The sequence below is a fragment of the Bacillus sp. FSL K6-3149 genome (assembly GCF_038630515.1).
In the GTDB taxonomy this organism is placed as follows: domain Bacteria; phylum Bacillota; class Bacilli; order Bacillales; family Bacillaceae; genus Bacillus; species Bacillus pumilus.
In genome coordinates this window covers 44,999-66,787 of the sequence record NZ_CP152034.1, presented here as the reverse complement: position 1 = coordinate 66,787, position 21,789 = coordinate 44,999, and the positions used below count along the sequence as shown (strand labels likewise).

The window sequence follows — 21,789 nt, the reverse complement described above, 5'->3', positions numbered from 1 at the left end:
TTGGATATATACGCTGTAAGGAGATGTATCAACAGATGGAAAATTTTATTTATTATAATCCAACGAAATTAATGTTTGGAAAAGGACAACTAGACGGACTAAAAAGCGAACTCGCTCGTTATGGAAAACGAGTGTTACTTGTATATGGTGGAGGCAGCATTAAGAAAAATGGTCTTTATGATAATGTGATCAGCGCGTTAAATGAAGCAGAAGCTGACGTATTTGAGCTGTCAGGTGTTGAACCAAACCCGCGCCTCACCACAGTGAAAAAAGGAATCGACATCTGCCAAAATGAAAAAATTGATTTCCTATTAGCTGTTGGCGGCGGCAGTGTGATCGACTGTACAAAAGCGATTGCAGCCGGAGCGGAATATGACGGAGATGTGTGGGACATTATCTCAAAGAAAACAACCGCTCAAAAAGCATTGCCGTTTGGCACAGTGCTCACACTTGCGGCAACTGGTTCAGAAATGAATCCAGACTCTGTCATCACAAACTGGGAAACAAATGAAAAATATGTGTGGGGCAGTTCAGTCACTCATCCTACTTTTTCAATTTTAGACCCTGAGCATACTTATTCAGTGCCAGAAAACCAGACGGTGTACGGCATGGTCGATATGATGAGCCACGTCTTCGAGCAATACTTCCATAATGTGAAAAACACGCCTTTACAGGATCGAATGTGTTTTGCTGTTCTTCAAACAGTCATTGAGACAGCACCAAAACTGCTTGAAGACTTACAAAACTATGAGCACCGTGAAACGATCCTTTACGCAGGAACGATCGCTTTAAATGGCACGCTGCAAATGGGTTACTTTGGCGACTGGGCGTCCCATACGATTGAGCATGCAGTATCGGCTGTCTATGACATTCCGCATGCAGGCGGACTTGCGATCCTCTTCCCAAATTGGATGCGTCATACACTCGATCACAATGTGGATCGCTTTAAAAATCTCATGCTAAACATGTTTGACATCGAGACAGAGGGAAAATCTGATCGTGATATCGCATTAGAAGGAATCGACAAGCTGTCAGCCTTCTGGACAAGCCTCGGTGCACCAAGCCGTCTAGCAGATTATGACATTGGTGAAGATCAGCTGGACAAAATTGCCGACATTGCGGCGAAAGAAATGGAATACGGTGGTTTTGGTAACTTTATGAAACTTGATCGTGATGACATTCTTTCTATTTTGAAAGCTTCTTTATAATCCTTCGTGCCGTTTCTCTCTATGAGAAACGGCTTTTTGCTATGGGAGTGACGATCACTTGATTTCAATAGCTAGTTCCGCTAAAGTGAAAGGGATAGAACTAACGTAATGGAGGGCTTACAAGCGATGACACATATTCAATTTGACTACTCAAAAGCGTTACCTTTCTTTCAAGAGCATGAGCTTACATATTTAAAAGATTTTGTGAAGGTGGCCCATCATAATATTCATGAACAAACGGGTACAGGCAGTGATTATTTAGGCTGGGTTGACTTGCCGAAGCAATATGATCGCGAAGAATTTGCCCGCATTAAAAAAAGTGCAGATAAAATTAAGTCAGACTCTGATGTCTTACTTGTTGTCGGAATCGGCGGTTCATATCTCGGCGCACGTGCGGCGATTGAATTTTTGAACCACTCTTTCTATAACACGCTGCCAAAAGGCAAACGCAAGACGCCGCAAATCATCTTTATTGGAAACAACATCAGTTCTTCTTATTTAACTGATGTAATGGATCTATTGGAAGATGCAGATTTCTCTATTAACGTCATTTCAAAATCTGGTACAACAACAGAGCCAGCGATTGCGTTCCGCATCTTTAAAAAGCTCCTCATTGAAAAATACGGTGCCGAAGAAGCGAAAAAACGTATTTATGCAACAACGGACAAGGCACGCGGTGCATTGAAAACATTAGCAACAGAAGAAGGCTACGAATCATTTATCATCCCTGATGATGTAGGTGGACGTTATTCAGTCTTAACAGCAGTGGGTCTATTGCCAATCGCTGTGAGCGGTGCAGACATTGATCAGATGATGGAAGGTGCGGCAAAAGCAAGCGAAGACTTCGCTTCATCTGAGCTTTCTGAGAATGCGGCATACCAATATGCTGTCGTCCGTAATGTCCTTTACAATAAAGGCAGAACGATTGAAATGCTGATTAACTATGAGCCAGGATTGCAATACTTTGCAGAATGGTGGAAACAATTATTCGGTGAAAGTGAAGGGAAAGATGAAAAAGGAATCTACCCTTCATCTGCGAACTTCTCAACAGATCTTCATTCACTTGGTCAATATGTTCAAGAAGGAAGAAGAGACTTGTTTGAAACAATCGTTAATGTAGACAAGCCTCGTCATGAGCTTGTCATCGAAGCAGAAGAACAAGACCTTGATGGCTTGAACTATCTAGCAGGAAAAACGGTTGATTTCGTTAATAAAAAAGCATTTGAAGGAACGATGCTTGCTCATACAGATGGAAAAGTACCGAATTTGATCGTTACAATTCCTGAGATGGATGCTTATACATTCGGATATCTCGTTTACTTCTTTGAGAAAGCATGCGCGATGTCTGGATATCTACTAGGCGTCAATCCATTTGACCAGCCTGGCGTAGAAGCTTATAAAGTGAATATGTTTGCTTTATTAGGAAAACCAGGCTTCGAAGAGAAAAAAGCCGAGCTTGAAAGCCGCCTGAAACAATCGTAAGAATGAAAAGCACACCTTTTAGCGTGATAGAAACCCTTTGAAGTCTAGGAAGGGCGAGCACTGGCGCGGAGCGAATTTAACATTCGTGAGCACCAAGCGCGCAGACCTGACAACGAATGCAAGGGTTTGTCTACACGCTGAGCACACCTTTGAAGGGTGTGCCTTTTTTATTTTCGCACGGTTCCTGTGCAAGCCTCCTTACGCTCTGTACATAGAATAATGAGTAGAGGAGGGTGAAACATGAGAACGAATCATATTTACATTCACGATATTTCTGGCCAGGCAATCGTCAACTTTGGCAATGTCGGACGCATTTGTCCTATGAGTGCTACGAAGGAAACATCAGGGTCCGGCAGTGCGAACGAGACGAATCAATCATCCAATCAAAGCTTATTTGATGCCACTTTTTCAAACAATGTACAAATCACGAGAGATAGATGTATGAATTCCTCTCTTTAACGAAACCTATTAGACAAAAAGGAGGGTTTCGTATGATTCATGTACCATCCAGGCTGACTGGTGAAAGCTTTTCACTTTACCATTTAGAAGAGACGATGAAGCCGCTCGGCTATGTCATTAATGGTAACTGGGATTACGATCACGGATACTTTGATTATAAAATTGATAATCGTGATGGCTATACCTTTCTCAGAGTTCCTTTTACAGCCGAAAAGGGCCAGTTGGATCAGCCAGGCGTTGTGGTGAAACTGGGAGATCCATTTCTCTTAAAGCATGTCTATCAAGATAAGTTAGATGATCATGCGATGGTTGGAAATGTGGGAGCATCCTTTAACCAATTCCAAGAACCAAAAGAGAAAGATGGAGATGTATCAAAAGCTTATACTGAGATTGGCTTTTCGCTCGTCAAGGAATTAGAAGACGCACTGCTTTAAAGGCTGATCAGTTCATCCTCAGGATGAAGCTCATAATCAAAGGGAGGATTCATCATGGGTCCTTCTTTTTTTTGTACACCGACAATGATCACATGATGCTCTAAAAAATGATGGAGCGCTGTTAAGAATGTTTCTCCGGCTAACGAAGCTGGAACCGGTATGATGGTGATCTGTTTATGCAAGGTCATATGACGTTTTTTCTTTAACGCTTTGAACTGTTCCTTTAAAAGAAAATGCTCGACCATTAAATGATTGACTGCATCAGAGGTATGAATGACTTGATTGGCGCCAGCCCGCTCGGCATTTTTCACGTAACGATCTGTTAAAATTTCAATTAAACAGTAGAGTGAAGGGTTTAATCCTTTTGCTGCAAGTAATGTTAAAACACTCTGCATATCAGCTGTCACCTCATTCTCATGCTGATCTGCGGTAATCATCAGTGCATCTGCACCTGAAATATTGGCTTTGCGAAGTGTGCCATCTTCGGTGCCATGCCCTTTAATAAAATGAACATTCTCTAGAAGCGGCCCTTCCTTCAAGGAATCATCAATTAGCACAATCGGCATAGCTGGATCAATCGTTTGAAACGATTGAAGCAGTTTGTTCGTTTTTTCATTCCAACCGACGATAATGAGATGTCCTTTTCCTTTAAACGCGACCTTCCCTTCTACATAATGGTGCTGCTTGCTGAACACAGCGGCAGCGAGTGTGGCAAAATAAGCCGTGACAAAGCTTGCCCCGATCAGAATCAGCGCCATACCTGCGATTTGTCCGGGAATGGTTTGCGGTACAAAATCACCATAGCCGACCGTCGCGACTGTAATGAGAGCCCACCAGATCCCATCAAAGATCGTATGATACTGCTTCGGTTCAAGCAAGACGATTAATTGTCCAAAAAAAAGAAGCAAGAAACAGATGATGATGGCAATTCGAAGATAGAGAGGCCACCTTAGCCAAGCAATAAAGATACGGTTTGATTTCATTGGACTCTTCCTTTCAGGAGACTGCTAATGTCAGTATGCCCGATTGAGGAAACATTTTTTCATCTTCGTCATGTAGATCCCATATCTTAAAATAAGAGAGAAGAAGGAGGGAATGCGAATGTCGTTCGTTCAAAAGACCGTACTTCTTTTTATCGGCGCTCACTTTTTATCATCAGCTATGATCTTACTTGTGTTTGACTTAAATGCGGTGAATCATTTTATGAATGATTTTTCATGGCTGCACTTTTTTCAAAACCTATACGGAACGGTGACCTTTTATACAGCATGTTTAGGTGTGTTCTTCTTTTTCATTGGCGTGGTGATCCCCCTTAAAAAGACCTAGTGCTTTTTTCTGTACACGTTACATAAAAGTCATTAAAATTGTAAATAAATATATAAAATAAAAAGGAAGCTGATGAGCATGCTGTTTTTTTATTTTTTAACTTTTGCCGCATTGGGATTATCATTTTGGGCACAATTTAAAGTAAAGAATAATTTTGAAAAATATTCAAAGGTTGAAGCATCCAGTATGAAAACAGGTGCGGAAACCGCTCGACATATTTTAGATCGCAACGGGTTATACGACGTGCCTGTTGAACCGGTAAGAGGAACTTTGACTGATCATTACGACCCGACGCAGCGTGTGGTTCGCTTATCTGAACCTGTGTACTATGGCCATTCCATTTCGGCCATTTCAGTCGCATCACACGAGGTTGGACATGCCTTGCAGCATCAGGAATCCTATGGTGCGCTTGTCTTGAGACATAAGATTTTTCCTGTCGTGAACTTTGCATCTGGCGTTGCCCCGCTTCTTTTCCTTGGTGGAATCTTACTTGGCAGCCTTAACTTAATCGGGCTTGGGATCATTTTGTTCTCAGCGGCTGTGTTCTTTCAGCTTGTGACATTGCCTGTCGAGTTTAATGCAAGTTCTCGTGCGAAAGATATCATTGTTTCAGAAGGAATCATTAGAAGCAGTGAAGAAAGAGGCGTGAACAAGGTGTTAAATGCTGCCGCTCTTACGTACGTCGCAGCAGCCCTTGTCTCCTTGTTTGAATTGCTCCGTTTTGTAATGATCTTCCTAAATGGCCGTAATGATTAATTGATGCCAGAGGAGGTGAGCCCTTACCGTTGTTAGGTAAGGGTTTTTTTGTATATTTTAAACGTATTTTTAGTCATATTACTCATTGCTGCGACAGCGTTTTTTGTTGTCACTGAATTTGCGATTGTGAAAATTAGAGGCTCTAAAATCAATCAGCTGATTGAAAGCGGTGATAAGAGAGCCATTCACGTACAAAAGCTCATATCAAATCTCGATGAATATTTATCCGCCTGTCAACTCGGTATTACCATTACCGCTTTAGGCTTAGGGTGGCTGGGCGAGCCGACGGTGGAGCATTTTCTGCATCCACTGTTTGAGGAGTTGGGGCTTCATTCCGCATTAACCGACATCCTATCGTTTATCATCGCATTTGTGATCATTACGTTTTTACATGTCGTTGTGGGAGAACTGGCGCCTAAAACGATTGCCATTCAAAAGGCAGAGGCGGTCAGCCTTGTGACAGCAAAGCCACTCATCTTTTTCTATAAAGTCATGTACCCGTTTATTAAAGCATTAAATGGATCTGCGCGAGGCATTGTGAAATTATTCGGTTTTCATTCTGTCAAAGAACATGAAGTGGCGATCAGTGAGGAAGAATTGCGTCTCATTTTATCTGAAAGCTATGAAAAGGGTGAGATTAACCAGTCTGAGTACAAATATGTGAATAAAATTTTTGAATTTGATAACCGAGTGGCGAGAGAGATCATGATTCCTCGTACAGAAATTTCAGCCATAGAGATTGAACAGACGCTTGAAGACGTGACACATTATATGTTGAACGAAAGATACACACGCTACCCCGTCATTAAAGAAGACAAAGATCATGTGATTGGTGTCATCAATAGCAAAGATGTGTTTAAGGCGAGCTTTTTAAATCAAGATGTGACGATTGAAGACTTAATGCGTCCAGTGATTCGGGTGATTGAAAGTACGCCTGTTCAAGAATTGCTCATTTTGATGCAAAAGGAGCGAATTCATATGTCAGTGCTCGTAGACGAATATGGAGGAACAGCCGGACTTGTCACAGTAGAGGACATATTAGAGGAAATCGTGGGCGAAATTCGAGATGAATATGATCAGGATGAAACACCTCATATCGTCAAAAAAGGTGACTTCCACTATGTAATGGATGGGAAAGCCTTGATTGATGAAGTAAATGATTTATTGGATTTAGCCATTGAGAATGATGATGTTGATACAATTGCTGGCTGGATGATGACACATAAATTTGATATTGAGATTGGAGATACGATTGAAGCAGAAGGCTGTGAATTTACCATCATAGATGCAGAAGACCATCATATTCGGACCATTGACATCAAAAAGGTCCACTTTTCCTAAAAACCTCGTAACACTTGACGAGGTTTTTTTACTTGGTAAACTTTAGGTGAGATAATGCCTTCTACCGATAAACAGTGATTGACTTCACATAAAAAGGGTATGGTTTGATAGAAATGACAAAAAGGAGCCTCTCATATGAAAAAAATTAATGTACAAACAAATAGACGCGATGAGATGATCGACGTGACGAATGAGGTCCATCAATATATCAAGGAAACAGGTATTCAAAACGGAACCGTCATTGTCTACTGTCCTCATACGACAGCAGGGATGACCATTAATGAAAATGCGGACCCAGATGTGAAACGAGATATGCTCCGCCGGCTTGACGAAGTCTTTCCGTGGGAACATCCGAAGGACCGCCATATGGAAGGAAATACAGCCGCACATATGAAAGCAAGCTTTATGGGTGCTACGCAGCATATTCTCATTAATCATGGTGATCCTGTCCTTGGCACATGGCAGGGAATTTATTTCTGTGAGTTTGACGGGCCGAGACATCGCCATTTTTATATACAGGTATCATCAAACGAGTAAGAGATGGGGGAAATAAATGGGGGATATCACGAAATTACTGCAAATCAAATATGGTATTATTCAAGCGCCAATGGCAGGAGGTGCCGTGACACCTCAGCTGGCAGCCGCTGTTTCGCAATGCGGAGGACTTGGCAGTTTGGCAAGTGGATATGTGCAGCCTGACCATTTGAGGCAGCAGATCAGACAGGTCAAACAACTGACAACTCGCCTGTTTCAGGTCAATGTATTTGTACCAGAGCCAATTCCTGAAGTCAAAAAAGAGGATGTGGCATTTTGGGAGAAGAGACTGCCAGCACGACCAGTAGCCGATAGACTGCCGAGCGAAGAGGAATTGTGGAATGATTTTGAACAGAAAATCAACATTCTTTTGGATGAGGACGTACCGGTCGTTTCCTTTACCTTCGCTTGTCCAAACGAACAAACGATACATCGCTTTAAACAAAAGGGGATCTTTTTAATTGGAACCGCCACAACAAAAGAGGAAGCACTGCTTTTAGAGGAAAAAGGGATGGATGCCATTGTTCTGCAAGGAAGTGAAGCAGGGGGTCACCGAGGTACCTTTTTACCTGCAAAAGGAGATGCCCTGATGGGACTCTTTAGCCTGATCTCTGACGTCAAGCCGCTTTGTCATGTGCCATTGATCGCCGCAGGCGGGATTACAGATCGAGCAGGTGTGGAAGCCGCTCTAGCGCTTGGAGCGGATGCGGTGCAAATCGGCACACGATTTTTAGCCAGTCAGGAAAGTGCTGCGGCAGACATATACAAAAAGGCGATTTTACAGGCAGCAAGCAGTGAAACAAAGATCACGAAGCTTTTTTCTGGAAAAAGAGCAAGAGGTATTGTGAATCAGTGGATGGAGGAAGAAAGACAGAATGAAGATAGGGTTCTTCCTTATCCGGTTCAGCATGTATGGACGACACCGATGCGAAAAGCAGCAGCTGCTGCGGGAAACCCTGATCAAATGGCTCTTTGGGCAGGACAGGGCGTTGGCCGTATTCACTCGATTTTAACCGTTGAGGAGATCATGCATGAACTGACGCACATATAAAATCATGTTGGGTGGTGTGAAAGGGTGGACATCTTAAAACATTCATACCGAAAAAAAGGACAAATTGAATTTTGGTTTGATGAATTTCCGCACTCTCCTGCCGTCCTTACGCCCATTCGTCATTACTATTTTGTTCGTTATGTAAAATGGAGCCGGCATGATCCGCCGGTCACAAGTAAAGACTTAGAAAAAATGGAGATCCTTGCGAACACGATGCTTGGCACGCTGCAAGATTATCGAAAGCGCAAGGCATATAAAAGCCCCTTGTCATAACCACTAGACAAGAGGCTTTTTTTAGCTGCCGAACATTTGCCTGAGATAAATCACATCCATCCGGGTGGTCTGCGGCAATAGATAAGCAGATTGAACAGCACCTGGCCGCCTTCTCTTATTCAATTTGTCGATAATTTCTGCCGCTGTTAAAATCCCAAGTCCATGTCCGTAATATTGATCTTCTCCTAAGTAAATCACATTTTCCCCGCGCCACTGTGACTGCTGATAGCTAAATTCTGGATTCTCGAAATATAAGCAATCCCCATAGATAAAGTCATTCCCGCGCTCTGTATAAATCGACAATGTATCATAATGCCAGTCATACAGAGTTAGACTGCGAAGCCTTCGGTTAAACTTCTCGTCTCCTACCGTTTGCAAGACGCCCATATAAAACACGATGACAATGGCGGTGGCACATTCAAATGCATATTGTGAGCCATTTTCAAAAATGTCTTTAATGCCTCTAGATGGTTCGACTTGATAGCGCAGCTCTAGTGCTCCTGCTTCAGATACGCGCCAAAAGGCGTCATTTGCACGAGACCTTTGAAAGATGGCAAATGAGGCACCACTTTTATGCAAATCTCTTGCAGCATTCATAATGTTCGATCTCAATGTAACCTCAAATAACAAATCAGATGCTTGCCTATAGCGGAACGTATCATTTGAGGCTTGTAACTGCATCAAAATGATCCGCTTTTGTCCCTCTAGCTGAAATGAAGCCAGCTGCTCATTTGTCACTGGCTGTCCTGAAAGGATAATCATATGAAAAGCGCCCCCTTTTGTATTAGCGTATGCAGGGTGCTTGGGCAAGGAATCAATTTGTGTAAATAAACAAAAAAGCATCCTTTTTATTTGAAAAACATGAAAATAATATGAAGCTGTCCGATATATAACATATCGTTTAAAAGGAGGAAAAACATGAAAAATGCAATAAAATGGTTGAAAAAACCATCGATTTCTAAGAGACTGATTATTTCATTCACTCTCGTCCTTGTCTTGCCAATTATTACACTCAGTACGATTTCATATCAGATTGCCAAAGAAGAATTGGATCATGAAATCATGTACGGAGCAAAAGCAAGAGTCAATGAACTGAATGACATGATCCAGCAAAAGCTGATGAATAAGGAAAGCGCAGTAAAACTCTTTACTGAAACAGCTACTGCTGCAGACTTTAAAAAGAACAACCAGGACAAGCTGTATGAGCATTTTGAGATATACAGCAAAATCAATGAAGATGATGTGGTTGGGTTTTATGCAGCAAGTAAAAAGCGTGACTTCATTCAGTTTCCTAAAGTAGATATGCCAAAAGGCTATGATCCAACAACGCGCGATTGGTATCAATTGGCTATGCAGGATGATAGTGGTAATCCAGTTGTCACCAATCCATACATTTCTGCCACAACAAACGGCATGGTTGTCACGATTGCCCAGCGCCTGAAGGACGGGGCGGGAGTGATCGGAATCGACATTGATGTGCAAGACATTGTCGATAAAATAAAAGAGATTAAAATTGGACGAGAAGGATACCCAATTATTGCGAATAAAAACAAGCAAATTGTGGCCCATCTAGAAGAAAAATCAGGATCTAAGGTTACTGAAAATATTTCATCTATCCTTTACAGCGGAAAAGAAGGAACATCAACTTATGAGAATAAAGGAGAACAAAAACGCCTCGTTTTTGTGACAAATGATTTAACAGGTTGGAAAATTGCTGGAACGATGTTTGTATCAGAAACAGAAGAAGCAGCACAGCCAGTTTGGAATTCTGCCATTATTCTTTTAATTTCTTCTTTTATCCTTGGCGGTATTGCGATCTTCTTTATCGTTCGCTCCATCACAATTGGACTTCGAAAGCTTGTTGATTTCTCAGAAAAGGTGAGTGATGGTGATTTAACCGAAACCCTTGAAACCAAATCGAAGGATGAAATTGGAGATCTCACAAGAAGCTTTAGCAAAATGAGTGAATCCCTTCGTGACGTCATTCGAGCGGTACAGCAATCTGTCGACAATGTGGCTTCCGCTTCCGAGGAGCTGACGGCAAGTGCCAGCCAAACAAGTCAAGCAACTGAGCATATCACGATGTCGATTGAACAATTTTCAAATGGAAATGAAGCACAAAACGAGAAAGTCGAATCTAGTACGAATCAGCTTGTGGCAATGAATGAAGGATTACAAGGCATGTCACAAACGTCATCAGAAGTGGCTACTGTCTCACTTCAATCGACAGAGGCAGCTGGTCAAGGCGGCCGAATAGTTGAAAGCACAGCGAGCCAAATGAAACATATTGATACATCTGTACAAGAAGCAGAACAAGTCATGAAGCAATTAGAATATAAGTCTAAAGATATTACGAGCATTTTAAATGTCATTAACGGCATTGCAGATCAAACGAATCTTCTTGCGTTAAATGCAGCCATCGAAGCAGCAAGAGCAGGCGAATCAGGACGCGGCTTCTCTGTCGTGGCAGAAGAAGTGAGAAAATTAGCTGTCCAATCGGCAGACTCAGCGAAAGAAATAGAAAAGCTCATTCAAGAAATTGTGTTAGAAATTGCTAAATCTCAAGATATGTTCAAAACGGTCAATCGAGAAGTACATGCAGGACTTGGTATGACAGAAGAAGCAAAAGAAAGCTTCCAGAACATTTATGAGGCGGCAGAAGGAATGTCGAAAAAACTGACGCAATTAAACGATACAGCCATTGATCTATCGAGCGGTTCGAAGCTAGTTTCACAAGCTATGCAGGAGATGCGTCAAGTCTCTAGAGAAAGTGCTGCAAACATTCAGGACATTGCGGCTTCTGCTGAAGAGCAACTGGCATCTATGGAAGAAATATCATCTTCTTCAGTGACACTTTCTAACATGGCAGAGGAACTAAAAGAGCTCACAAGTCAATTTAAAATTGATTAAATAATGATGAAAAAATACCCAGAATTGTCTGGGTATTTTTTTTATATTTTAAACATCGTTTTCAGCCTGTAAAAATAAACCTTTCATCCGATAATAACTTTAGAGAAGTAAAGGGGGAAAGAGAAAATGGGGAAAATGATTCAATGGTTAAAAAAACCATCCATTTCAAAAAAATTAATTATTGCCTTTTTGGTAGTCCTTATCCTGCCAACCACTGCACTGACAATTAGTGCGTTTTTTACATCAAAGACAGAGCTAGACAAACAGATTATGGGCAGTGCGATGAGTCAAGTCAATGCATTTGATACTTTAATCAATGAGAATATAGGAAACAAAGCAGATGCTGTGGCTCTGTTTACAGACTCACTCAAAGCGTCTAATCTTCAAGAAAAAAATAGAAATGCGACCATCAAAGAATTGCAGCAATTTGGAAAAATTAATGAAAAAGATGTTTCTGCTATCTATGCAGGCTCCGAAAAGGGATTGTTTATGCAATATCCAGTTCAAAAGATGCCTGATGGCTACGATCCAAGAGAGCGTCCATGGTATCAAGAAGCGCTCAATGCAGAGAACGGTAAACAAGTCATCACAAAACCATACGTAGCAGCCTCCACAGGCAAAATGGTCATCACGATTACTCAAAAAATGAAAGATGGGTCAGGTGTTATTGGACTTGATATGGAAATTGACACCCTGATTCAAAAGTTAAAAGAAATCAAAATTGGGCAAAAAGGCTATGCCTTCATCATGGAGAAAGATAAAACAGTTTTAGCAGATCCGACCCAAAAGCCAGGAAGTCAGGTCAATGAGAATCTAGCAAATATTATTTATCAAAACAAAGAAGGAAACGGCAGCTACACACTCAAAGGAATAGATAAAAAGGTTGCGTATGTGACCAACGAATTAACCGGCTGGAAAATCGGTGGAACGATGCTCGTATCAGAAGTAGAAGATGCAGCAAAGCCCGTTTTCAATACAGCCCTTATTGTGTTCAGTGTGACACTTATCGTAGCAGGTACCCTCATCTTCTTTATCGTCCGCTCTATATCTAAAAGATTATCCAACCTTGCCCGCTTCTCGAAAAAAGTCAGCGAAGGTGATTTGCGCGATAAGCTTCAGATCCAATCAGATGACGAAATTGGCCAAGTTGGGAAAGGCTTTAATACAATGATTGACTCATTAAGAACCCTCATTGGTGCCGTCCAAACCTCAGTCGAAAATGTCGCTTCTTCATCAGAAGAACTGACCGCCAGCGCAGGGCAAACAAGTAAAGCAACAGAGCATATTACACTAGCCATTGAACAATTTTCCAATGGAAATGAAAGTCAAAATGACAAAGTCGAATCCAGCTCAGAAGAGTTAGATGAAATGAACCGTGGCCTTCAGCACATGAATGAGTCGGCTGAATCCATTACTGCTTCATCGATCAAATCAACAGATATCGCAGGGGAAGGCGGACAGCTTGTCGAAAAAACCGCTTCTCAAATGAATGTCATTGATCAGTCCGTGAAAAAAGCAGAGAATGTCATCAGCGCTCTTGAAAGTAAATCAAAAGACATTACACAAATTCTAGGTGTCATCAATGGTATCGCCGACCAAACGAATCTACTTGCGCTAAATGCAGCAATTGAGGCAGCAAGAGCTGGGGAATCTGGCAGAGGCTTCTCCGTTGTAGCAGAAGAAGTAAGAAAACTGGCTGTTCAATCAGCCAATTCGGCGAAAGAAATCGAGAATTTGATTAAAGAAATCGTTCAAGACATCGATGTATCACAGGAAGTATTCACTGCAGTGAATCGAGAAGTTCAATCAGGCCTAAGCTTCACTGAACAAACAAGAGTCAGCTTCCACAATATTTTCGAAATGACAAAGGAAATTTCTGACCAGCTTCAAACCATGAATCAAACAGTTGTCCAGCTTTCAAATGGCTCTGCACATGTGTCAGAGGCTGTCCGTGAGATTGCAGACGTCTCACGTGAAAGCTCCGCAAACATTCAAGACATTGCGGCTTCAGCGGAAGAACAGCTCGCATCTATGGAAGAAATCAGCTCCTCCTCTGCTACGCTTTCATCAATGGCAGAAGAATTGCGTGATTTGATCAGCAAATTTAAAGTCGAATAGACAAAAAGAAAAGAGCCCTTCAGTTAAAGGGCTCTTTTTCAATCGAATAAATCAAAAGAAATAGGTAAATTTACTCATTTTAATTAGATTTCGAACATTACCCCTTGAAAAATAATTCATATTACCTAAGAATAGAAGGGAAATACCACAAATCATAATTCAAAAGGAGTAGAGTCATGAAAAAAATCAACTTTTTTAAGCATTTTACAATGTCCAAGAAATTAATTACTGCATTCTTAGCGATTCTCCTAGTGCCAATTCTCGTATTGGCAGCATTTTCTTATGAAGTGGCATCAAAGTCTCTCAATAATGAGATTATGTCTAGTGCTGCAAATGGTGTTCAGCAATTAAACGAACTCATTAATAAAGATGTACAGCCTAAAATTGATATCGTTTCTTATTTATCGAAATCGGTGAAAAAGAGTGAATTGACTTCTAAAAATAAGGATTTACTCAAGGTGAAATTAAAGCAATTATCGGAAACAGACGAAGATGTTGTGGAAGTATTCATTGCAGATCAAAATGGTAAACTAACCGAATATTCCGAGATTCATAAAGGGAGTGAAGCGAGTGCAAAAAACGAACCGTGGTTTCAACAATCGATGAGAGATGAGAAACTCATCATTTCAGATCCTTTTGCCGACAAGTCATCAGATGACCTGCTCATCAGAATATCAGAACAGCTAGCAGATGGTTCTGGTGTGATTGGAATCAATGTGCGCTTGAACACGATCGTGAAAGATACAAACAGCATCAAAATAGGCAAAGAAGGCTATGCGTTTGTCGCGACTTCAGATCAGCATTATATTGCCCATAAAACAGACAAGCCTGGGGCGAAATTGACAGGTGATTTCATCACGAAATTGTATGCTAAAAAACAAGGCAGTTTCAAATATGAATACAATGGACAGCCGAAGCAAATGTTCTTTGACACAAATGAAGCAACAGGCTGGAAGCTTGCTGGAACCATGTATGTGGACGAAGTCAAAGAAGCTGCACAGCCAGTGCTCGACTTAACAATGATCATACTGGCAGTTGCGATTGCCATAGGCGGAATCGCGATTTATTTTATTATTAAATCGATCCGAAAGCCACTGATAGCGCTCTCTGAATCGGCTGAGAAAATCAGTCAGGGTGATCTGACCCAGCACATTGAAGTTCGTACGCACGATGAAATCGGCAAGCTTGCGCAGAGCTTTAACGAGATGTCAGCTAAGCTGAAACAAGTCATTCAAGCTGTTCAAAATTCCATCGAAAATGTGGCCGCCTCTTCTGAAGAATTAACAGCAAGTGCGGGACAGACCGCTCAAGCGACTGAGCATATCACATCATCTATTGAACAGTTCTCAAACAGCAATGAACATCAAAATGATATGATCGAAAAAAGCTCAGTCCAGTTGAACGAAATGGATCGCAGCTTATCCCATATGGTCGATACGACCTCTCATATGATGGAATCGTCGATTGATTCGAGCAAAACGGCTCAGGCCGGTGGAGAACTTGTTCAAAAAACAGCAGGGCAAATGCAAACCATCGAGCAGGCAGTGAAAGAAGCAGAGCTTGTGATTCAAGGCTTAGAGCAGAAATCAAAAGATATTACGAACATTCTGGGTGTCATTAACGGCATTGCCGACCAGACCAATCTCCTAGCTTTAAATGCTGCGATAGAAGCCGCTCGGGCAGGAGAAGCAGGCAGAGGTTTCTCTGTTGTTGCAGAAGAAGTTCGTAAGCTGGCAGAGCAATCCGGAAGCTCTTCAAAGGAAATTGAAAGCTTGACGAACGAGATTGTAGAGGAAATTAAAAAATCACAGAACATGTTTAAACAAGTAGCAGGTGAAGTACAATCTGGATTAGACATTACAGATGAAACGAAAATCAGCTTTGAGAAAATTACCGATAAAACATCAGAAATGACAGAACAAATGAAACAAATGAACGGAACGGCTAAAGAACTCTCGCATGGCTCAAATGATATTTCACATGCGGTGAATCAAATTAAAGAGCTTTCACGAGAAAGCTCCGCAGGCTTCCAAGATATCGCAGCATCCGCAGAAGAACAGCTGGCATCTATGGAAGAGATCAGTTCCTCCTCTGCTACGTTATCTCAGATGGCAGAAGAGCTAAGAGAGCTCATTAAACAATTTAAAATATAAGAATATAGGGAAGCACCTGACGTTTTGGCGTCAGGTGTTTTTTCCATTCAATACATATAATTTGGGTATTTTGGTCTTATTTAGACTTTAATAAGTTAAAAAAGTAAAGAACATAGTAGTACTTCCGATATATATACTATCTTACTAAAAGGAGTTTTCTTTTTTATGAAATTCATACAGTATTTCAGGAAGCCATCTATTTCAAAAAAGCTCGTATTCTCTTTCTTATTTATTCTCTTATGCCCAATCATTGTGTTGGCATTCTCTTCATATCATACGGCGAGTACTTCTTTGAATGATCAAATTATGCAAAGTGCAAAGGAGAACGTCGAGCAGCTAGATAAAAATATTACGAAGGTTGTGAAAGTGAAAACAGACGCAGCCGATTTCTTTAGCAAATGGATCACGGAGAAAAAGCTTAAGCAAAAAGGCACGACAGATATTCAAGGACGGTTTGAGCAGTTCATGAGTATGAATGATGACACAGAAGGCATTTTTGTCGCTTCAAGTGATGGCAAAGTGTTTTCAAGATATCCTAATAAAAAAATGCCTGCTGACTATGTCGCAACGGAGCGGGATTGGTATAAAGACGGCTGGGAGAAAAACGGAGAGCTGTCTGTTTCAGCACCGTATCCAACAGCTTCCACAGGTACGCTTGTGGTCACCATCTCTAAAAAGTTAGAAGACGGATCAGGAGTCATTGCAATGAACCTAGACATTGCGAATCTAGTAAAAGAATCAAATAGCATAAACATTGGGAAACAAGGCTATGCCTTTATCGGAAGTCCGGATCGTACCTTTGTTGCCCATCCTACGAAAAAAGCGGGAACAAAATTATCTGGTGAATGGCTAGAAAAGCTTTATTCACAAGATGAAGGTTCTATGAGTTATATGTTTGAAGGAAAAGAAAAGCAAATGGAATTCACCACAAACAAAGCGACTGGCTGGAAAATTGTCGGTACGATGTTTGTGACAGAAGTAGAAGAAGCTGCACAGCCAGTCTTTAACATGGCCGCTATCATTTTAGCTGGCGCGCTCATCATTGGCGGGATTCTGATCTTCTTGATCATCCGTTCCATTACAAAACCACTATCTATACTTGTCTCTTCTTCAAAGAAAATCAGTGAGGGAGATTTAACAGAAAAAATTGATGTCCGGTCAAAAGATGAAATTGGACAGCTAGGCACAAGCTTTAATGAAATGAGTGAATCATTAAGAGATGTCATCCAAGCTGTACAAACATCTGTAGAAAACGTGGCTTCTTCATCTGAAGAACTGACAGCAAGCGCAGGTCAAACAACAAAAGCAACCGAACATATTACATCATCTATTGAAACATTCTCAAACGGCAACGAAAATCAAAGCGAAATGGTGGAGCAAAGTGCGGCTCATTTAAAACAAATGAATGAAGGTCTGAACGAGGTCGCAGAAACATCTGATGTCATCGCAGCATCATCTATTCAATCAAGAACAGTCGCGGAATCAGGCGGGCAGCTTGTGGAGCAAACCGTTGGCCAAATGAAGACGATCGACCATTCAGTGAAAGAAGCTGAAGGGGTGATCAACGGGCTAGAGCATAAATCAAAAGACATCACAAACATCCTAGGCGTGATTAACGGCATTGCGGATCAAACGAATTTACTTGCACTCAATGCAGCTATTGAAGCAGCACGTGCAGGTGAGTCAGGCAGAGGCTTCTCTGTTGTCGCAGAGGAAGTACGTAAACTTGCAGTTCAATCATCAGATTCAGCAAAAGAGATTGAAAAGCTTGTGAAAGAAATTGTATCTGAAATCGAAACATCTCAAAATATGTTTAAATCAGTGAATGAAGAAGTGAAGAATGGTCTTTCCATTACAGATCAAACGAAAGAAAGCTTCTCACAAATTAATCAGCAAACAGCGGAAATCGCTACAAGAATGAATGAAATGAATACAACAGTACGCGAGCTTTCAAGAGGATCTGAGCAAATTTCTAAAGCAGTGAATGAAATTGCAGATGTATCACGAGAGAGTTCAGCAAGCATCCAAGATATCGCTGCATCTGCTGAAGAGCAGCTTGCTTCTATGGAAGAGATTAGTTCTTCCTCTACGACTCTTTCCCAAATGGCGGAAGAATTACGTGATTTAATTAAAAAATTCAAGATCAGTGAATAAGATCAAGTGGTTCTCCTCAAGGGGAACCGCTTTTCTTTTTAAGCGGTCATCTCGTACAATAGAGGAAATTGAAAGAATAGGAGAGATGTTATGCGTTTATCAAATAAGAAGGTCATTGCGTTTGTCAGTAATGATTTTGAAGATTTAGAGCTATGGTATCCGGTTCTGCGTTTAAGAGAAGAAGGGGCAACTGTGCACCTTGTAGGAGAAAAAGCAAATCATGAGTACACTGGGAAGTATGGTGTGCCGGCTGTATCTGATGCAGATTTTTATTCCATTCAAGCGGATGAATATGATGCTGTGCTTGTCCCTGGAGGGTGGGCGCCAGATAAACTGCGCCGTTTTCCAGAAGTGTTAAATATCGTACGTTCATTTGATGAAAAGGCAAAACCAATCGGGCAAATTTGCCACGCTGGATGGGTATTGATTTCAGCAGGAATCCTGCAAGGAAAAAAAGTGACAAGTACACCTGGTATTAAAGATGATATGACAAATGCTGGAGCAGACTGGTTTGATGAAGCAGTCGTCACAGATGGTCACCTCGTCTCGAGCAGACGTCCACCGGATCTTCCTCCCTATGTGAAAGCATTTGCGGATGTATTAGCGGCAACATAAACTATTGATCCAAAATAAAAAAAGGGCGAACTTGCACATCATGTTCGCCCTTTGTTCATCATTTCATGCCCCATTCATTTTATCTATCGGCAGGAAACCTCACGCCCATTTGTTTTCTCGCCTCGTCCATGACGGACATGGTTTGAACAGATAAGGCAAATGTATTGACCGGAGACTGCCTCATTCCTTGCTGAATACACTCAATAAAATGACAGATTTCATAATACATGGCTGGCTGATCATCTTTGAGAGAGATGTCGGTATGGTGTCCTTGCCGATCATGGATCGTGATATGCGAAGGACGGTGGAATTGATCAATCACCATCGTCGCATCCTCTCCTTGAATTTCCGCAGATAAATGAGACGTTGAAATTTTAGAATGAAAAAGAAGTGCTTGATGCCCGTCATATTGCATAAGGACAGAGCCGCTCCCATCTACACCAGAAGAAAGCTTATAGCCTCTCGCGGTGATTTGATTCGGCAGACCAAATAAATAAAGCGCCGGGTAGACGAGATACACACCGATATCCATTAAAGAACCATTGGATAATTCAGGCTTAAAAGCATTTGGAATCTCGCCATTTCGGTAGGCATCGTATCTTGAGGAATATTTACAGTAATGAGCGACCACTTGCCGAATGGGTCCAAGCTGATCAAGATGCTGTTTGATTTGAAGGAAGTTGGGCAGAAATGTCGTTTTCATCGCTTCCATCAAACACACTTGATGTTTCTTCGCTGCAGCAATCATTTCTTCTACTTCTTTTCGGTGAGAGGCAAATGGTTTTTCGCATAATACGTGCTTTTGGTGCTCCATCATCAACATGGCCTGCTCTTTATGAAGGGCATTTGGACTCGCAATATACACGGCATCAAACGCATCACTTTCCGCCATTTGATGTAAGTTCGTAAAAACTGTATCAATACCGTATTTTTCGGCAAATGCCTGGCCTTTTTCAGCGGACCGTGAATAGACGGCTGTACATGTAAAATCAGCTACTCCTTCACCGGCCTGTAAGAATCGATCTGTAATCCAGTTCGTTCCGATGACAGCAAATCGAATCATGTCGTTCCCTCCTTCTACTTTCTCTGATTATACATCCTTTGAAAGCGTTTGTAAGAAAGAACATTCTTTTTATTGAAAAGCGGATGAAACCTTTATATAGGCTGATGCGTCTTACATAAAGGATATAAATGTACGAGAAGTGGGTAGTTTCTTCCTTCATTCGGGTAATACTCTGATAGAAGGGAGAGGAGGAAACGACCATGAAGCGCGTCCTGCATATAGGAAGTACATACGTCTTTGCGCTTTTATTCATAGCAGCCGGTATTTTTCATGTGATAGAGCCGAGTGGCTTTGCCCGTATGATGCCAGGCTGGCCATATCCATATGGTATGGTCTATGCGACGGCATGCCTAGAATGGCTACTGGCTGTCTTGCTGCTTTTGCCAAATGTCAGGATCTCAGCAGCAAAAATCATTGCTGTCTATCTTGTCCTCATTTTCCCTGCAAACTTATTTGCTGCACGAGAGGGAATTCCATTTCCAGGTCAAGAAAGCACACAGCAGTCTTTGCTATGGATAAGACTGATAGGACAGCCCATTCTGATTGTATGGGTGATGTCCATTGCGAAATGGGAAAAAAAGCTGAAACAATGACCACCATATCATGATCAGGTAGTGTACAATTTATTCATAAAATAGCCCGAGTTTGGAGGAACGATATGAATTCTATGCAAATGTGGAGCAGTCGATTTAGAAAATTTTTTCTTGATAACAAGTTTGTTCTCTTTTTACTCGTCCTGCTATTAATTGGATTGAATATCCTTGTTTTCATGAAAACATCCTTTATTTTCACACCGCTCATTGTACTCGTCAAAACCATCGCCTTACCGATTATTTTAACGGGGGTCGTGTATTATTTATTAAATCCAATTGTCAATTTGTTAGAGAAGTTTAGAGTCAAACGGATCTTTTCGATTTTGCTTTTATATATTGTCATTATTGGCATTATTACAGTGACGATTGTGTCTATTATTCCGTTTTTACAAGCGCAAATGATGAGTCTGTTTCATAACCTTCCGAAATATGTTGATACGGTAGAAGATCAGATTAGACAACTAACGGGAAGCAACTTCATTAATCAAGCGCAAAAAGCGATGAATTTTAACGTTTCTGAATTGGTGAGCAAAGCGTCAAGTCAAGCGACGAAAATTTTGGAAAGTACCTTTACCGGAGTGGGGACATTCCTAGGGGCGCTTACTGAAGTCATCATTTCAATCGTGACCGTTCCGTTCATTCTGTTTTATTTATTAAAAGACGGCAAAAAATTGCCTGACTATTTCCTGAAATTTATTCCGAATAAATTTAGAGAGCATACACATATCGTGCTTCACGAAATGAACCATCGCCTGAGCTCTTATATTCTCGGCCAGATCATTGTCAGCTTCTGTATCGGTTTTCTTCTCTTAATTGGATACATGATTATCGGGTTAGACTATGCCTTACTGCTGGCCATCATTGCTGCTTGTACAAGTATCGTGCCTTACCTTGGTCCAACGATTGCCATTACACCAGCGATTGTGATTGCCCTTGTCACGTCACCAATTATGCTGTTAAAATTGATCATTGTTTGGACGGTTGTCCAGCTGATTGAAGGGAAATTCATTTCTCCACAGGTCATGGGGAAAAATCTTCACATCCATCCAATCACCATCATTTTTGTTCTTTTAACAGCAGGTAAACTGTTCAGCGTGGTCGGCATCATTGTCGCTATTCCGACGTACGCCGTGCTGAAAGTCATCACGACTCACTTATTTGATTGGTTTAAAATGCGATCCAATTTGTATAAAGAAGAAAAGGTTTGATGTCATAATCTTTTTTTGAAAAAAATATAGTATCATAAAGACGAGCTTTCGAAATAGGAAGCTTGTCTTTATGTGGACATAGATGGTTGCCTGTTCAAAAGATCAGAATTG

At 41.3% G+C, this 21,789-nt stretch carries 20 protein-coding genes; 17 read left to right on the top strand and 3 right to left on the bottom strand.

The annotated features are described in order from the left end of the window. Window positions 1-35 precede the first annotated feature (35 nt). The 4 genes from MHB83_RS00400 (at window position 36) to MHB83_RS00385 (ending at window position 3,583) form a co-directional block, all read left to right on the top strand. Window positions 36-1,208, top strand: a complete 1,173-nt coding sequence (locus MHB83_RS00400; protein WP_342496542.1) for an iron-containing alcohol dehydrogenase — start codon at window positions 36-38, stop codon at window positions 1,206-1,208. A 126-nt stretch (window positions 1,209-1,334) separates the two neighbouring features. Further along, window positions 1,335-2,690 carry a glucose-6-phosphate isomerase gene (locus tag MHB83_RS00395; protein ID WP_012011080.1) on the top strand — a complete coding sequence of 452 codons (1,356 nt, stop codon included), beginning with the start codon at window positions 1,335-1,337 and terminating at the stop codon, window positions 2,688-2,690. Between the two features lie 240 nt (window positions 2,691-2,930). Next, entirely contained in the window at window positions 2,931-3,149 is a 219-nt protein-coding gene (locus MHB83_RS00390) for a spore germination protein (RefSeq protein ID WP_003213169.1), read from the top strand. 32 nt (window positions 3,150-3,181) lie between these two features. Continuing rightward, entirely contained in the window at window positions 3,182-3,583 is a 402-nt protein-coding gene (locus MHB83_RS00385) for a YugN-like family protein (protein WP_003212880.1), read from the top strand. Here the strand turns inward: MHB83_RS00385 and MHB83_RS00380 are convergent. After that, the gene (locus MHB83_RS00380) at window positions 3,580-4,566 is read right to left on the bottom strand and encodes a potassium channel family protein (RefSeq protein WP_050944029.1); all 987 of its coding nucleotides are present in this window, start codon (window positions 4,564-4,566) and stop codon (window positions 3,580-3,582) included. The genes MHB83_RS00385 and MHB83_RS00380 overlap by 4 nt on opposite strands. A 118-nt stretch (window positions 4,567-4,684) precedes the next feature. Here MHB83_RS00380 and MHB83_RS00375 point away from each other — a divergent pair, with 118 nt between their 5' ends. From MHB83_RS00375 to MHB83_RS00350, 6 genes are all read left to right on the top strand, one after another. Further along, a complete protein-coding gene (locus MHB83_RS00375; protein ID WP_003213467.1) occupies window positions 4,685-4,909 on the top strand; it encodes a hypothetical protein in 225 nt (74 codons plus the stop codon). Window positions 4,910-4,990: 81 nt separating this feature from the next. Next, window positions 4,991-5,665, top strand: coding sequence for a zinc metallopeptidase (locus tag MHB83_RS00370; RefSeq protein WP_041816317.1), 675 nt, complete (start codon window positions 4,991-4,993; stop codon window positions 5,663-5,665). Window positions 5,666-5,713: 48 nt separating this feature from the next. Continuing rightward, window positions 5,714-7,006, top strand: coding sequence for a hemolysin family protein (locus tag MHB83_RS00365; protein WP_044140793.1), 1,293 nt, complete (start codon window positions 5,714-5,716; stop codon window positions 7,004-7,006). A gap of 135 nt (window positions 7,007-7,141) precedes the next feature. Beyond that, window positions 7,142-7,543 carry a secondary thiamine-phosphate synthase enzyme YjbQ gene (locus MHB83_RS00360; protein WP_212045479.1) on the top strand — a complete coding sequence of 134 codons (402 nt, stop codon included), beginning with the start codon at window positions 7,142-7,144 and terminating at the stop codon, window positions 7,541-7,543. Window positions 7,544-7,559: 16 nt separating this feature from the next. Then, the gene (locus MHB83_RS00355; RefSeq protein ID WP_335353051.1) at window positions 7,560-8,591 is read left to right on the top strand and encodes a nitronate monooxygenase; all 1,032 of its coding nucleotides are present in this window, start codon (window positions 7,560-7,562) and stop codon (window positions 8,589-8,591) included. Between the two features lie 24 nt (window positions 8,592-8,615). Next, entirely contained in the window at window positions 8,616-8,864 is a 249-nt protein-coding gene (locus MHB83_RS00350) for a hypothetical protein (RefSeq protein WP_095117870.1), read from the top strand. A 21-nt stretch (window positions 8,865-8,885) separates the two neighbouring features. On the opposite strand, the gene MHB83_RS00345 is transcribed toward MHB83_RS00350, so the two are convergent. Next, on the bottom strand, window positions 8,886-9,626 hold the full coding sequence (locus tag MHB83_RS00345; RefSeq protein ID WP_044140789.1) for a protein-glutamine gamma-glutamyltransferase: 741 nt from the start codon (window positions 9,624-9,626) through the stop codon (window positions 8,886-8,888). Between the two features lie 156 nt (window positions 9,627-9,782). Between MHB83_RS00345 and MHB83_RS00340 the strand changes: the two genes are divergently transcribed. The 5 genes from MHB83_RS00340 (at window position 9,783) to MHB83_RS00320 (ending at window position 18,814) form a co-directional block, all read left to right on the top strand. After that, entirely contained in the window at window positions 9,783-11,774 is a 1,992-nt protein-coding gene (locus MHB83_RS00340; protein ID WP_342496541.1) for a methyl-accepting chemotaxis protein, read from the top strand. Between the two features lie 126 nt (window positions 11,775-11,900). After that, window positions 11,901-13,892, top strand: a complete 1,992-nt coding sequence (locus MHB83_RS00335) for a methyl-accepting chemotaxis protein (RefSeq protein WP_050944024.1) — start codon at window positions 11,901-11,903, stop codon at window positions 13,890-13,892. Window positions 13,893-14,068: 176 nt separating this feature from the next. Next, complete coding sequence (locus tag MHB83_RS00330) at window positions 14,069-16,045, top strand: methyl-accepting chemotaxis protein (RefSeq protein ID WP_212045476.1); 1,977 nt, start codon at window positions 14,069-14,071, stop codon at window positions 16,043-16,045. A 165-nt stretch (window positions 16,046-16,210) separates the two neighbouring features. Beyond that, window positions 16,211-18,199 (top strand): methyl-accepting chemotaxis protein, encoded by a 1,989-nt coding sequence (locus MHB83_RS00325; protein WP_137054480.1) that lies wholly within the window; start codon window positions 16,211-16,213, stop codon window positions 18,197-18,199. A 90-nt stretch (window positions 18,200-18,289) separates the two neighbouring features. Further along, window positions 18,290-18,814: a type 1 glutamine amidotransferase domain-containing protein gene (locus tag MHB83_RS00320; protein WP_137054481.1), complete on the top strand. Its 525-nt coding sequence runs from the start codon at window positions 18,290-18,292 to the stop codon at window positions 18,812-18,814. 79 nt (window positions 18,815-18,893) lie between these two features. Here MHB83_RS00320 and MHB83_RS00315 read toward each other — a convergent pair whose 3' ends face one another. Further along, window positions 18,894-19,877: a Gfo/Idh/MocA family oxidoreductase gene (locus tag MHB83_RS00315; protein WP_251191372.1), complete on the bottom strand. Its 984-nt coding sequence runs from the start codon at window positions 19,875-19,877 to the stop codon at window positions 18,894-18,896. A gap of 200 nt (window positions 19,878-20,077) precedes the next feature. Between MHB83_RS00315 and MHB83_RS00310 the strand changes: the two genes are divergently transcribed. After that, window positions 20,078-20,470: a DoxX family protein gene (locus tag MHB83_RS00310; RefSeq protein ID WP_268459336.1), complete on the top strand. Its 393-nt coding sequence runs from the start codon at window positions 20,078-20,080 to the stop codon at window positions 20,468-20,470. 65 nt (window positions 20,471-20,535) lie between these two features. Next, window positions 20,536-21,678 carry an AI-2E family transporter gene (locus MHB83_RS00305; protein WP_050944018.1) on the top strand — a complete coding sequence of 381 codons (1,143 nt, stop codon included), beginning with the start codon at window positions 20,536-20,538 and terminating at the stop codon, window positions 21,676-21,678. Window positions 21,679-21,789: the final 111 nt, after the last annotated feature.

What these genes read in the sequence shown, in the direction of transcription:
- MHB83_RS00310 (WP_268459336.1), top strand. Translation starts at nt 20,078, where the DNA reads ATGAAGCGCGTCCTGCATATAGGAAGTACATACGTCTTTGCGCTTTTA.
- MHB83_RS00395 (WP_012011080.1), top strand. Translation starts at nt 1,335, where the DNA reads ATGACACATATTCAATTTGACTACTCAAAAGCGTTACCTTTCTTTCAA.
- MHB83_RS00330 (WP_212045476.1), top strand. Translation starts at nt 14,069, where the DNA reads ATGAAAAAAATCAACTTTTTTAAGCATTTTACAATGTCCAAGAAATTA.
- MHB83_RS00315 (WP_251191372.1), bottom strand. Translation starts at nt 19,877, where the DNA reads ATGATTCGATTTGCTGTCATCGGAACGAACTGGATTACAGATCGATTC.
- MHB83_RS00375 (WP_003213467.1), top strand. Translation starts at nt 4,685, where the DNA reads ATGTCGTTCGTTCAAAAGACCGTACTTCTTTTTATCGGCGCTCACTTT.
- MHB83_RS00340 (WP_342496541.1), top strand. Translation starts at nt 9,783, where the DNA reads ATGAAAAATGCAATAAAATGGTTGAAAAAACCATCGATTTCTAAGAGA.
- MHB83_RS00345 (WP_044140789.1), bottom strand. Translation starts at nt 9,626, where the DNA reads ATGATTATCCTTTCAGGACAGCCAGTGACAAATGAGCAGCTGGCTTCA.
- MHB83_RS00400 (WP_342496542.1), top strand. Translation starts at nt 36, where the DNA reads ATGGAAAATTTTATTTATTATAATCCAACGAAATTAATGTTTGGAAAA.
- MHB83_RS00335 (WP_050944024.1), top strand. Translation starts at nt 11,901, where the DNA reads ATGGGGAAAATGATTCAATGGTTAAAAAAACCATCCATTTCAAAAAAA.
- MHB83_RS00360 (WP_212045479.1), top strand. Translation starts at nt 7,142, where the DNA reads ATGAAAAAAATTAATGTACAAACAAATAGACGCGATGAGATGATCGAC.
- MHB83_RS00390 (WP_003213169.1), top strand. Translation starts at nt 2,931, where the DNA reads ATGAGAACGAATCATATTTACATTCACGATATTTCTGGCCAGGCAATC.
- MHB83_RS00325 (WP_137054480.1), top strand. Translation starts at nt 16,211, where the DNA reads ATGAAATTCATACAGTATTTCAGGAAGCCATCTATTTCAAAAAAGCTC.
- MHB83_RS00385 (WP_003212880.1), top strand. Translation starts at nt 3,182, where the DNA reads ATGATTCATGTACCATCCAGGCTGACTGGTGAAAGCTTTTCACTTTAC.
- MHB83_RS00305 (WP_050944018.1), top strand. Translation starts at nt 20,536, where the DNA reads ATGAATTCTATGCAAATGTGGAGCAGTCGATTTAGAAAATTTTTTCTT.
- MHB83_RS00380 (WP_050944029.1), bottom strand. Translation starts at nt 4,566, where the DNA reads ATGAAATCAAACCGTATCTTTATTGCTTGGCTAAGGTGGCCTCTCTAT.
- MHB83_RS00355 (WP_335353051.1), top strand. Translation starts at nt 7,560, where the DNA reads ATGGGGGATATCACGAAATTACTGCAAATCAAATATGGTATTATTCAA.
- MHB83_RS00320 (WP_137054481.1), top strand. Translation starts at nt 18,290, where the DNA reads ATGCGTTTATCAAATAAGAAGGTCATTGCGTTTGTCAGTAATGATTTT.